Here is a 12,382-nt window from a genome sequence, read left to right on the forward strand (position 1 = left end):
ATAAAAATGCAGAATTACGATTAAAAGGTCAAAAAATTAAAGCAAGTCAACCTAAAAGCGGGTTAAAAAAACTCTTTTACCAGGGGCGTTATGAGAGAGAAACTCAGGCATTGAATTATGCTTTATCTTGTTACGATATAAAACCTGCAGGCGAAAATTTCACACTCAATGACGCACATACTATTAATGAAAAAATAGATGATTTCCGCCATTTCAGCACACAACTTGATCAGCTTCATGAAGAAATAAAGAAATTCGGCTCAAAATATACACTTGCATTAATGAGTTTATCATCAGTAGCCAGATCTATTTCCGATAACCCTGCCTATTTAAAAATGAAAGAACTGTTCCTTGGATATAAAACTCTTTCCTGTATTTATTCAAGTAACAGAGGATCCAGCGAGATTAACAAAGCCCTTCGCGCAAAAAGAGATCCCCACCTCAGTGCAAATGATGTGATCGAAGGCATGCGTAAATTCAATCACGATATTGAACACCGAAGCCTGAAAGAAGAAAGAGACAAAATTAAGTTCTATTGCAAAAAAATGTCTTACGCCACACTGTGTAAGATGGAAAAATTTATGTATCAACCTAAAGGAGTTAAGGGGACTTATTATCGTGGACAGGATCTGAATTCCAAATTGGCAATTAGCCAGTTTCAAAGTTATATGGACAATGGCACCACCGTAAGCCCGACGTCATTTTTCTCCACTTCCGGCACCCGATCCGTTGCTGAAAAATTCGCCAGAGGTGGTGTTAAGGTACTCTTCAAAATATCCGGGTTCTCCTGCGTGAGGATGAGCGGGGAGTATGCAGATCCTTCAGAAAATGAATTCGTTTTTACCCGTCTGGCAAAATTTAGCGTTAAGGAAGTCAGCGAAGACAGCTCCGGCATGTATCACATCAGCCTCCAAGAAGTCACCGTAGGCAACAATAATAAAGAAATGCCTTATTAAGATCAGAAAACAAAAAGCCAGTTCAAATACGATTTTGAACTGGCTTTTTCATTACCGAACTACCCTTACTGAAGCAGCGAAATATCCGCGACCTGCAGGAACAGCTCACGCAGTTTGGACAGCAGTGTCAGACGGTTGATACGCACCGCTTCGTTCTCGTCCATCACCATGACGGTGTCAAAGAACGTATCGACGGTTTCACGCAATGCAGCCAGCTCCACCAGCGCTTCTTTGTACTGACCAGCCGCAAACAGCGGTTCCAGTTTGTCGCGCAACACCACCAGATGCGTTGCCAGTTTCAGCTCAGCAGGTTCTTTCAGCACCGATGCGTGGACGTGATCGAACAGGACATCCGTGGATTTGGCCAGAATGTTGGAGACACGCTTGTTGGCCGCAGCCAGCGTTGCCGCTTCGTCCAGCGTACGGAAGTAACTCACCGCTTTCACACGGGCATCGAAATCAGCCGGTTTGGTCGGACGGCGTGCCAGCACAGCCTGAATAGTATCGACCGCATGACCTTCTTCCTGATACCACGCACGGAAACGCCCGAGCATAAAATCAACCACATCATCAACAACCCTGGTGTTGGTCAGCTTGTCGCCATACAGACGCACCGCTTCTTCAGTCAGGGTTTGCAGATCGAGCGACAGGTTTTTTTCAACAAGAATACGCAGAACGCCCAGCGCGGCACGACGCAGCGCGAACGGGTCTTTGTCGCCTTTCGGATGTTGACCGATACCAAAGATACCGGCCAGAGTGTCCATCTTGTCAGCGATAGCCAGCGCGCATGCCACCTGCGAAGCCGGTAATTCGTCGCCCGCAAAGCGTGGCTGATACTGTTCGTTCAGCGCAACGGCGACTTCTTCCTGCTCGCCGTCGTGACGTGCATAGTGCATGCCCATCACGCCCTGCGTGTCGGTGAACTCGAAGACCATGTTGGTCATCAGGTCGCATTTTGACAGCAGACCGGCGCGTTTTGCGTTCTCAACGTTGGCACCGATTTTCTCAGCGATCCAGCCAGACAGCGCCTGAATACGGTCGGTTTTGTCGCGCAGCGTCCCCAGCTGTTTCTGGAACAGTACGGTTTCCAGACGCGGCAGGTTGTCTTCGAGACGTTTTTTACGGTCAGTATTGAAGAAAAACTCGGCATCAGCCAGGCGCGGGCGCACCACCTTCTCGTTACCGGAGATGATTTGCTGCGGATCTTTCGATTCGATGTTAGCCACGAAGATGAAGTTCGGCAGAAGTTTACCTGCGGCGTCATACACCGGGAAATACTTCTGGTCACCTTTCATGGTGTAAACCAGCGCTTCTGCCGGCACCGCCAGGAATTTCTCTTCGAATTTAGCCGTCAGTACCACCGGCCATTCCACCAGAGATGCGACTTCTTCCAGCAGGCTTTCGCTCAGATCAGCGATACCGCCAATCTCTTTCGCTGCTTTTTCAGCATCACGTTTGATCAGTGCTTTACGCTCTTCGTAATCAGCAATGACTTTGCCGCGTTCCAGCAGAATTTGCGGATACTGATCGGCATTATCAATCGTGAACTCCGGCTCACCCATGAAGCGGTGACCGCGAATAGTGCGGGCGGAATCAATACCGAGGATTTTCGCCGGGATCAGTTCATCGCCTAACAATAGGGTGACGGTATGCACCGGACGCACGAACTGCACGTCGGAATCGCCCCAGCGCATCAGTTTAGGGATCGGCAATTTGGACAATGAAGTTGCAATCATCGCAGGCAGCAGCTGTTGCGCGCTTTCGCCTTTGACGTGCGCACGGTAAACCAGCCATTCACCTTTGTCAGTGACCAGACGATCGGCCTGATCCACCGTGATACCGCAACCGCGAGCCCAGCCTTCAGCGGCTTTGCCCGGTTTGCCTTCAGCATCAAACGCCTGCGCCACAGCCGGACCGCGTTTTTCAACTTCGCGGTCAGCCTGTGATTCGTGCAGTCCGGAGACTTTCAGCGCCAGACGGCGCGGTGCTGCAAACCATTTTACATCGCCGTGTGGCAGATTCGCCGCATCCAGCTCCGCAGTCAGGTTGGCCGCAAATGATTCAGCAAGGCTGCGCAGAGCCTTCGGTGGCAGTTCTTCCGTGCCGATTTCCACCAGAAATGTTTTTTCAGTCATGGACTTATCTCACTTCTCGTTCTTTTTGCACATCGGGAAGCCCAGCACTTCGCGGGAAGCGTAATACGCCTCAGCTACCGCTTTAGTCAGGGTACGGATGCGCAGAATGTAGCGCTGACGTTCAGTCACAGAAATCGCTTTACGGGCGTCAAGCAGGTTGAAGCAATGTGCCGCTTTCAGGATGCGCTCGTAAGCAGGCAGCGCCAGTGGCTTTTCGAGAGCCAGCAGGGTTTGCGCTTCTTTCTCGTGCTGTTCAAAACAGGTGAAGAGGAAATCAACATCGGCGTATTCGAAGTTGTAAGTAGATTGTTCTACTTCATTCTGATGGAACACGTCACCGTACGTCGTTTTGCCCAGCGGACCGTTGCTCCACACCAGATCGTAAACGCTGTCCACGCCCTGGATATACATCGCCAGACGTTCCAGACCGTAAGTGATTTCACCGGTCACCGGTTTACATTCCAGGCCACCGACCTGCTGGAAGTAAGTGAACTGTGTCACTTCCATGCCGTTCAGCCACACTTCCCAGCCGAGGCCCCAGGCACCGAGCGTCGGGTTTTCCCAGTTGTCTTCAACAAAGCGAATATCGTGGATCAGCGGGTCGAGGCCCAGCTCTTTCAGCGAGCCGAGGTACAGCTCCTGAATGTTTTCCGGTGAAGGTTTGATCATCACCTGGAACTGATAATAGTGCTGCAGGCGGTTCGGGTTTTCGCCGTAGCGACCGTCAGTCGGACGGCGTGATGGCTGAACATAGGCTGCCGCAAAAGGCTCAGGGCCGAGTGCGCGCAGGCTGGTCATCGGGTGCGAGGTGCCCGCGCCGACTTCCATATCCAGTGGTTGAACAATGGTGCAGCCCTGCTGCGCCCAATAATCCTGCAGTGTCAGGATCAGGCCCTGAAATGTCTTGGTATCAAACTTTTGCATGTTGGTTTCGCACGCGAGAAAGTGGGTGTATACACAAAATACTTCGAGTTGCAGGAAGGCGACAAGCTCGTGAATCCCCGGGAGCTTAGATAACTAAGTGACCGGGGTGAGCGAGCGCAGTCAACGCATCTGCAACTTGAAATATGACGTGTATTAGAGAGTGCGACAGTATACCCGCTGAACGGAAGATAATCAGCCAGAATGACACATCCGTTCTGCCGGATTGGCTTTGGAGACGCAAGTATTTACCGCTTCTCAGCCAGTTTGTACGCTTCGTTGCCTTCGCGTTTACCCACGGCGACAACGGTCACCACGATTTCCTGCTCCTCTACCTGATAAACCAGCCGGTAACCAAGACTCTTTAATTTGATTTTATAGCGGTTGTTTTTAGGGCCGCATAAGCGGGCAGAAGCCACGTGGGGATTCTCCAGCCGCTCAGCCAGTTTCTTTTTAAATTGTTCCTTGATCGTTGGGGCAAGTGCTTTCCATTCTTTTAAAGCTGATTTGAAAAAGTTGAGTTTATAGGTCATCCAGTGTCAGCCCTATCCTTTCTTCACCCTGCCGCGCATCCATTATGCGGTTCAATTCGACGTCTTCTGCAAGACTCAGAAAATAGGCGTAAACATCGGGTGGAACACAATAAAAAGCGGGCTCGTTACGGTTAAGGATGGCCACCGCTTCGCCCTCACCTGCGCTAAACGTTCCCATCGGGTCACGTTTTAGCTCAGTGATACTTGCAGCTGAGGAAGTGAGTATTTCAAATGGCATCGTTTTTCTCCTTTCATGTTATGCCATCAGTATAGCTTTTAAAGACACCTTTTAAAGCACTCTTAAAGATATGTTTTAAAACCGTGCGCTCAGCCCGGCGTTGTAGGAGGTTTGTTCGCCGGAATCCAGTCCGGTAGTTTGTGAGATAGCGGCAAAGGCTGAAATGCTGTGGGTGATTTGCACGTTTAAGCCCGCCGTCATATCCACCCAGTCGTCATCCTGCTCGCCGGTGGTACGGCTGAACCGGGTGCGGGTGGATTTAATCGCGCCGGTGGTGGTGTAAGTATTATCCCCAAACTGGCGGTCATACGTGACCTGCGCATACGGATTGACGATGCCGAGTTCGGCATTGACACGCCAGCCGAGCGCACCGACTTGTGAATGGGAAGTCTGATCACCAAAACGCATTGATGTGCTGTTGTTACCCTTCTCGCTGTAGCCGTCGACGCTGCTGTAATCCCAGCTATATTGCGCCACCGGCCCGGTTTTCAGCACCGGCAAAACCGGGAAATCCCAGCCCGCCGTAACGCGCCCGCCGATCTGTTTGCCATCCGTTTCGCCACGCTCGGTACGGGTGGCGGGCCCGAGTGTAATGCGGCGTTTGATGTCGTCATAATTAAGCGAGCCGTAATGCACGTCCCCGTTGATCCAGCCATTTTCGGCGATTTTGATACCGGTGAATGCGGTCGCCATCCAGCCGCGCGTGCGGTAGCTGTAATGATCGGTCGGATCATCCTTATCATCGGAACCGGAAATCATCAGCCCCATCATCCAGCGATCGGTCATCTGATAATCCATGCCGATATTCAGCGAGTGAGACGTCAGATCGCCATCACCCAACCCCATCGACGGGCTGAATTTACTGTCCGCACTTTGTCCGGCATAACCGCCGAACATGCCGAATGTCCCGGCGTCGTTATCCTGGGTGCGCAGTTGCTGATAACGGCTGTCGAGCAATCCCTGAGTATTTCGTGCCAGCGACAGCGATCCCTGACTCAGTGCGGAGGCTTCGAGCGGACCATCGATAACCGACTGCATATACTGAGCCATCAGCGCGTGAGCCTGCGGGGTCGGGTGGAAATGGTCAGAAAACAGGAAGGCTTTGCTGCTGTCGAAACCCGGCAAATTCGAGGTGCATTCCGAGGCTGATGTGCCGACCGGGCAGGCCGTTCCGGCGGTATTGGCGAAACCGTACAACGCCGGATCAGCCACCACTTCGTTGAACAGTCCGTTGATATCCACACGCACAATGTTGCCGCCGGTTCTGGCCAGTGCGATATCTTCGGTGGTGTTATAGGTATCGGTCAGCCCGCCCGCCACGTCTTTCAGCGCGTCGTAAGCCGCTGCCAGTCCTTTAGCAAGAATGTCTTGCACCAGCGGAATATTCGAACCTTCTGCCGCAGCGGCCGCCAGCGCACTATGAATAGCCCCGGTGCGGGCGTCAGCGTTTGGCGTGTTTTGCGCATTCAGATACTGGTATGCGGCTTCCAGCGCCTGTTGCTGCACCGGCAGCAGTCCGACCTGAACAATACCTTCCATCAGCACAGGTGTCAGGCCAATGTTTGGCACCGTCGGTACCACCACTGTGCCGGCACCGGCTTTGAGTAAATCATTCACCTGTGAGGCAGCCTGCGTCGCGCTGTTCGTCGCAATCTCTGCCGCGGTGACCGGGTTCAGGCTGAGCGCTGCCGCCGCCAGATCATTGCCGCCAATCCAGTGAAGATACAGGCCGTTAGGATCGGCTTTACCGCCGGTCGAAGCCAGATAGCTTTTCACCTGATCCTGGGTGGTGTAATCGGAATCCAGCCCCGGCACCGCCACGCCACCGCCTTCGGCATAGTTCAGACCCCCTTTTGAAGACGGGGTTAACGTGGTGCCGATATTGTTCGCCAGGATCTCGTCATAGAGCTGATGGGAACTGCTGTCGAAGGTCCAGCGGCCGATGTTACCCGTGTCGCTCAGGCTGTCACCAAAAACATAAAGCTGATCAAACGCCTGCGCGGGCATCTGTAAGCCGAGACACAGCGCTACCGCGAGTGCCCCCCGGGAGAGTCGTAAAATGGATGTATTTCTGTCTGCCATAACGGTAATTTCCCTAAAATAATGGCGTTCAACGCAAGGATTAAACGTAAGGATTGCGTAATGATTGGCTTTAAATATTGTTCAGATCCGACCAGCGTCAAGGCGGGAGTTTAGAAATTGCGACGTTGCAGAGTTATCCGAGAAGCCACACACTGACGCCACACATTTAGGCCCCTTATAAGGACGACAGAATGGCAACCACCCGATGCAGCTGGGTTTCGAAAGAACCGATTTACCTCGAGTATCACGACAAAGAATGGGGCGTGCCGGTGAAAGACGGCCGTGAATTGTTTGAAATGTTGTGTCTGGAAGGTCAGCAGGCCGGGCTGTCGTGGATCACCGTGCTGAGAAAGCGCGACAACTATCGCCAGAATTTCCATCACTTTGACCCGGTACGCATTGCAAAAATGACCGATGATGACGTCGAGCAGTTGGTGCTCGACGCCGGCATCATCCGCCATCGCGGCAAAATCAAAGCCATTATCGTCAACGCACAGGCGTATCTGGCGATGCAGGCCAATGGTGAAGACTTCTCTGAATTCATCTGGAATTTTGTTGGCGGCCAACCGGTCATCAATAATCCGCTGGGCCCGGAAGGTATTCCGGCCACCACCGCCGTGTCAGACGCCATGTCCAGGGCACTGAAAAAGAAAGGCTTTAAGTTTACCGGCCCGACAATTTGTTATGCCTTTATGCAGGCGGCAGGGCTGGTGAACGATCATCAGTCCTATTGCTTCTGCCACCCTGCGAATCAGCCGTCATGATCCGCGCTGCGCGGCCCGCCGATACCGAAGCCATTCTGATGCTCTGGCTGCGCAGTTCATTGCTTTCCCACGCATTTATCGCCGAGTCCTACTGGATTGAAAGCCTGCAAATGGTCAGGGAAGATTTTCTGCCCAAAGCCAGAACCTGGGTTGATTGCGACGAAAATGATCAGGTTTGCGGCTTCATCAGTGTGCTGAATCAGCAGTTTATCGGCGCACTGTTTGTCGAAGCCTCACACTACGGAGATGGCACCGCCCGGCGTCTGATGGCGGCGGCAAAAGAGGCATATCCGGTGCTGTTACTGGAGGTTTACCAGCAGAATCATCGCGCCGTCTCGTTCTACCGTAAGGAAAATTTTGAGATAACTGCCAACACCCGCCATCCCGGGACTGATCTGCCAACGTATATTCTGCGCTGGTATTGTCCCCTTTCAGAATAAGTTCCTAAAATACGAAAAAATACAAAAACGGATATCCGGAATTCTCCTACTGCTTAACCTGCCAAAATTGCGCATAAAGAGCGCCGGAACGCCGCAGGACTGATGTCCTCCCGTTGCATTTGTTTATGTTTTGACACCTTTTTTTGTGCAACTTGTTGGAAAGCAGGTAGTCATAATGCAGCGGTAAAGTTCTAAATAATAAACATCCTGAAGGAAATAAGATGAGCAAAAGATTACTTGTGGTTGCGGGCGTACTTTGCGTCACCCTGGGCCTGTCAGCCTGTACCACTAACCCTTACACCGGCGAATCAGAAGCAGGGAAATCCGGCATTGGCGCAGGTCTTGGTGCCGCGCTTGGCGCCGGTGTCGGGATGCTGTCTTCCTCTAAACATGATCGCGGCAAAGGCGCCCTGATCGGTGCCGCAGCGGGTGCCGCACTGGGTGGCGGTGCAGGTTATTACATGGATGTGCAGGAAGCTAAACTGCGAGATAAAATGAAAGGCACTGGCGTCAGCGTGACGCGTCAGGGCGACAATATCGTGCTGAATATGCCGAATAATGTCACCTTCGACACCAACAGCAGTACGCTGAAACCGGCAGGCGCAAATACGCTGACCGGCGTGGCGATGGTACTGAAAGAGTATCCGAAAACCGCGGTTAACGTGATCGGTTACACCGACAGCACCGGTACCCGCGCACTCAACATGAAACTGTCGCAGCAACGTGCTGACGGCGTGGGCAGCGCACTGATCACCCAGGGCGTTGAAGGCAGCCGCGTACACACCACCGGCGCAGGCCCGGATAATCCGATCGCCAGCAACAGTACCGAAGCCGGCAAAGCGCAAAACCGTCGTGTAGAAATCACGCTGAGCCCGTTGCAATAAAGTTTGCAGACTCTCAGTCATCACGGGGCCAAATGGCCCCGTTTTGTTTGGCTTATGATATTCTCCCGCAACGTGCCTTCCAAACTGCGTTACGGGTGTCAGTATGTCTCTGAAAGCAATCGCGAAAGATCTCGGTATTTCCGTAACCACAGTCAGCCGTGCGCTGAACGGTTACGACGACGTTTCAGCAGAGACCAAAGCCCGGGTTCAGGCGGCGGCAAATGCGCGCGGATATCGTCCTAACACCCTCGCCCGCCGCTTAAAAATGGGTAAGATCGACGCCGTTGGCCTCATTTTCCCCTTCAGTTCCCATCCTTTAAGTAATTCTGCGTTTATCGAAATGGTCGGTTGTATCACGCGTGAGCTGGCCAAACATGAAATCGATCTGTTACTGGTGCCGGACGAACTGGGCACGTTTTCGTGGCAGCGTCTGATTGAAAGCAAACGCGTCGATGCGATGCTGGTAGCGCATACACTTGACAACGATCCCCGGCTGCTGGATTTGCAGCAACGTAATTTCCCGTTTCTGGCCCTCGGCCGCAGCGGGTGTCTGACACAGGATTATGCCTGGTTCGATTTCGATAACCGCGCCGGTATGCAGATGGCGGTGGATCACCTCGCCGCGCTCGGCCATCGGCGCATCGCGTTTCTCGGCGAAAATAATCAGCAATCTTTTATCGGCCAGCGCTATCAGGGATATCTTGACGGGTTGCGGATAAACGCGCTGCCGGTGAACACCGGCTATATGCATAAAATCAATCCAAGCCGTCGGGCCGGTTATCAGGCCACGCAGGCAATGCTGGCATTACCGGTGCCGCCTACGGCAATTGTCTGCGACTGCAATATGCACGGTGAAGGCGCAGCACTGGCGTTGCATGAAGCCGGTTTGTTGCTCAGCGGCGGTGTGTCGCTGATTATCTTTGACGGATTGCCGTACGACAGCGTGCCGGATGTGGCAGTGACCGCCGTCCGTCAGGGCACCCGCGAAGCGGTGGGGCTGCAAATCGCTAATATGACAATGTCGCTTATCCGCAATGAACCGCTGAAGGATTTACAGGTTCTGTGGCAGCCGGAATTACAGGCGGGCGTTACCGCACATCCACCACGCTGATACTTCCCCTTTCGATTATTTTTCCACCCTATATCACAAATCTGACGCTACACATTTCCCATCCGAAACGTTTCGGATCCATAGTAATCCGACTAACCCGCTTTTTTGCAGACACAATTTTTCTGACGGAGTCGTGAAACTATGGAAAACCAGTTCGTCCATTTAACCGCCGCGCACACCAGCCTGATCGTCCGCTGCACCCCGTTCGCCGAAATCCTTTACTGGGGTAACCGCCTCAGCCAGTTTTCAGCCGATGACATCATTTCCCTGAGCCGCGCGGTGCCCAATGGCCGGATTGATGTGGAAGCGCCGGTGAATGTCAGCGCAGATACCGGACGTGGTTCCTTTGGTGCGCCGGGCATGGAAGGCCATCGCGACGGGCTGGACTGGTCACCGGTGTTTAATACCACGCAGGTGGAGCACGACGGCAATCAGCTGATTCTCCTCACTGAAGATCCCATCGCCGGCCTGCAATTTCGCAGCGAATTGCGTCTGGATGACAGCGGCATTTTGCAGACGCGCAATGCCCTGACCAATCTTAAACCCGGCGCCTATCAGGTGACGCGACTGGCCGTCACGCTGCCGCTGCCGGAACGTGCCGCCGAAGTGATGGCTTTTCATGGCCGCTGGATCAGGGAATTTCAGCCACACCGTACCCTGCTCGATCACGGCGGCATCATTCAGGAAAACCGCCGGGGGAAAACCTCCTCCGAATATTTCCCGGCAATGATGATCGGTCATCCGGCTTTCAGCGAAGAACAGGGTGAGGTCTGGGGAATGCATCTGGGCTGGAGTGGCAACCACAGGCTGCGCGCTGACATTAAAGTCGACGGTCGCCGTCTGGTGCAAGCCGAAGCACTGTATTTTCCGGGTGAGCAAAAACTGGAACAAGGCGAAACGCTGGAAACCCCGTGGCTGTATGCCGGCTTTTCCAGGACTGGCCTGAATGGCATGAGCCAGCAATTCCACCGCTTTGTGCGCGAACAGATTCTGCGCTTCCCGGATCAAAAACCACGGCCTGTACACCTTAATACCTGGGAAGGGATTTATTTCAAACATGATCCTGACTACATCATGCAGATGGCCACCGAATCAGCGGCGTTAGGCGTTGAACGCTTCATTATCGACGACGGCTGGTTCCGGGGACGTGATCATGACCGTGCGGCCCTGGGTGACTGGTATCTCGACGAGAAAAAGTACCCGCACGGCCTGAAACCGGTGATCGACCATGTCAAAAAACTCGGCATGGAATTTGGTATCTGGGTCGAGCCGGAAATGATTAACCCGGATTCCGATTTATACCGTGCGCATCCTGACTGGCTACTGGCATTACCCGGCTATCCGCAACCCAGCGGACGACATCAGTATGTGCTTGATCTGAACAACCGGCAGGTCTTTGACTATCTGTTGGAACGCATGAGCTGGCTGCTCGGTGAGCACGATGTGGATTATGTGAAATGGGACATGAACCGCGAAATTGTGCAGCCGGGGCATGAAGGCCGCGCGGCGCTGACAACACAGACGCAGCAATTTTACCATCTGCTGGATGTACTGGGCGAACGCTTCCCGCACATTGAGTTTGAATCCTGCGCATCCGGCGGTGGCCGCATTGATTATGAAGTGCTTAAACGCAGCCACCGTTTCTGGACTTCCGACAATAATGACGCGCTGGAACGGCAGAAAATCCAGCGCGGTATGAGCTATTTTTTCCCACCGGAAGTCATGGGAGCACATATCGGCAACAAACTGTGCCACGCCACCTCGCGCCAGCACAGCATTGAATTTCGCGGACTGACGGCGCTGTTCGGACACATGGGTATTGAGCTGGATCCGGTGAAAGAAGGTGAGGCCGAACGCGCAGGTTTCGCGAAATACACCCGGCTTCATCAGCAGCTTCGGCCGTTATTGCACAGCGGAAACGTGTATCGGGTGGATACCCATGACAAGACGGTGCTGATTAACGGAGTGGTCAGTCAAAACGCCGATCACGCCGTATTCCTGATCAGCCAGCTGGCGATGCCCACCTGGTCATTGCCTGGTGCCTTGCGCGTGCCGGGGCTGAAACCCGCCGCACGTTATCGCGTGACGGTGCTGGACGAACCGCCATTGCTGGCAGGCGGCGGCAGCGGTCACACCATGCGTGCGCAACCGGCGTGGCTGCATGAATCTCCGGTATTGAGCGGCGAATGGCTGGCAAATGCCGGGCTGACGCTGCCGGTGCTGGATCCTGAAAGTGCCCTGCTTCTGGGCTTCGAAGAAGTCCGATAACAACAAAAATACGCCGGTACGACAGTGCCGGTTTTCATGGTTTCGGCAAG

Annotated in this window: 11 protein-coding genes; 6 read left to right on the top strand and 5 right to left on the bottom strand. The window is 53.4% G+C overall.

The genetic code is table 11. The features are described 5' to 3' along the window. Window positions 1-956: hypothetical protein (locus J1781_RS07215; protein WP_217233393.1), on the top strand; the 956-nt coding region annotated here is incomplete at its 5' end. 65 nt (window positions 957-1,021) lie between these two features. Here the strand turns inward: J1781_RS07215 and glyS are convergent. From glyS to J1781_RS07240, 5 genes are all read right to left on the bottom strand, one after another. Next, window positions 1,022-3,091 (bottom strand): glycine--tRNA ligase subunit beta, encoded by a 2,070-nt coding sequence (glyS, locus tag J1781_RS07220; RefSeq protein WP_129954047.1) that lies wholly within the window; start codon window positions 3,089-3,091, stop codon window positions 1,022-1,024. 9 nt (window positions 3,092-3,100) lie between these two features. Beyond that, entirely contained in the window at window positions 3,101-4,015 is a 915-nt protein-coding gene (gene glyQ, locus J1781_RS07225) for a glycine--tRNA ligase subunit alpha (protein ID WP_014333298.1), read from the bottom strand. A 245-nt stretch (window positions 4,016-4,260) separates the two neighbouring features. Next, a complete protein-coding gene (locus tag J1781_RS07230) occupies window positions 4,261-4,545 on the bottom strand; it encodes a type II toxin-antitoxin system RelE family toxin (RefSeq protein WP_129954049.1) in 285 nt (94 codons plus the stop codon). Next, entirely contained in the window at window positions 4,535-4,783 is a 249-nt protein-coding gene (locus J1781_RS07235; protein ID WP_129991539.1) for a type II toxin-antitoxin system Phd/YefM family antitoxin, read from the bottom strand. Before J1781_RS07235 ends, J1781_RS07230 begins: the two co-directional genes overlap by 11 nt. A gap of 75 nt (window positions 4,784-4,858) precedes the next feature. Continuing rightward, on the bottom strand, window positions 4,859-6,865 hold the full coding sequence (locus tag J1781_RS07240) for an autotransporter outer membrane beta-barrel domain-containing protein (protein WP_217233394.1): 2,007 nt from the start codon (window positions 6,863-6,865) through the stop codon (window positions 4,859-4,861). A gap of 191 nt (window positions 6,866-7,056) precedes the next feature. Here J1781_RS07240 and J1781_RS07245 point away from each other — a divergent pair, with 191 nt between their 5' ends. The 5 genes from J1781_RS07245 (at window position 7,057) to J1781_RS07265 (ending at window position 12,332) form a co-directional block, all read left to right on the top strand. Beyond that, window positions 7,057-7,629 carry a DNA-3-methyladenine glycosylase I gene (locus J1781_RS07245; protein ID WP_129954052.1) on the top strand — a complete coding sequence of 191 codons (573 nt, stop codon included), beginning with the start codon at window positions 7,057-7,059 and terminating at the stop codon, window positions 7,627-7,629. Next, entirely contained in the window at window positions 7,626-8,069 is a 444-nt protein-coding gene (locus tag J1781_RS07250) for an N-acetyltransferase (protein ID WP_129954054.1), read from the top strand. The genes J1781_RS07245 and J1781_RS07250 overlap by 4 nt, the downstream gene beginning before the upstream one ends. 221 nt (window positions 8,070-8,290) lie before the next feature. Further along, on the top strand, window positions 8,291-8,953 hold the full coding sequence (locus J1781_RS07255) for an OmpA family lipoprotein (RefSeq protein ID WP_129991541.1): 663 nt from the start codon (window positions 8,291-8,293) through the stop codon (window positions 8,951-8,953). Window positions 8,954-9,056: 103 nt separating this feature from the next. After that, on the top strand, window positions 9,057-10,064 hold the full coding sequence (locus tag J1781_RS07260; protein ID WP_129954058.1) for a LacI family DNA-binding transcriptional regulator: 1,008 nt from the start codon (window positions 9,057-9,059) through the stop codon (window positions 10,062-10,064). Between the two features lie 141 nt (window positions 10,065-10,205). Continuing rightward, window positions 10,206-12,332 carry an alpha-galactosidase gene (locus tag J1781_RS07265; protein ID WP_217233395.1) on the top strand — a complete coding sequence of 709 codons (2,127 nt, stop codon included), beginning with the start codon at window positions 10,206-10,208 and terminating at the stop codon, window positions 12,330-12,332. Window positions 12,333-12,382: the final 50 nt, after the last annotated feature.

The sequence above is a fragment of the Rahnella perminowiae genome (genome assembly GCF_019049695.1).
GTDB lineage: Bacteria > Pseudomonadota > Gammaproteobacteria > Enterobacterales > Enterobacteriaceae > Rahnella > Rahnella perminowiae.

Excerpts from the sequence above, each read along its gene's own strand:
- glyS (WP_129954047.1), bottom strand. The coding sequence starts at position 3,091 with ATGACTGAAAAAACATTTCTGGTGGAAATCGGCACGGAAGAACTGCCA.
- glyQ (WP_014333298.1), bottom strand. The coding sequence starts at position 4,015 with ATGCAAAAGTTTGATACCAAGACATTTCAGGGCCTGATCCTGACACTG.
- J1781_RS07230 (WP_129954049.1), bottom strand. The coding sequence starts at position 4,545 with ATGACCTATAAACTCAACTTTTTCAAATCAGCTTTAAAAGAATGGAAA.
- J1781_RS07235 (WP_129991539.1), bottom strand. The coding sequence starts at position 4,783 with ATGCCATTTGAAATACTCACTTCCTCAGCTGCAAGTATCACTGAGCTA.
- J1781_RS07240 (WP_217233394.1), bottom strand. The coding sequence starts at position 6,865 with ATGGCAGACAGAAATACATCCATTTTACGACTCTCCCGGGGGGCACTC.
- J1781_RS07245 (WP_129954052.1), top strand. The coding sequence starts at position 7,057 with ATGGCAACCACCCGATGCAGCTGGGTTTCGAAAGAACCGATTTACCTC.
- J1781_RS07250 (WP_129954054.1), top strand. The coding sequence starts at position 7,626 with ATGATCCGCGCTGCGCGGCCCGCCGATACCGAAGCCATTCTGATGCTC.
- J1781_RS07255 (WP_129991541.1), top strand. The coding sequence starts at position 8,291 with ATGAGCAAAAGATTACTTGTGGTTGCGGGCGTACTTTGCGTCACCCTG.
- J1781_RS07260 (WP_129954058.1), top strand. The coding sequence starts at position 9,057 with ATGTCTCTGAAAGCAATCGCGAAAGATCTCGGTATTTCCGTAACCACA.
- J1781_RS07265 (WP_217233395.1), top strand. The coding sequence starts at position 10,206 with ATGGAAAACCAGTTCGTCCATTTAACCGCCGCGCACACCAGCCTGATC.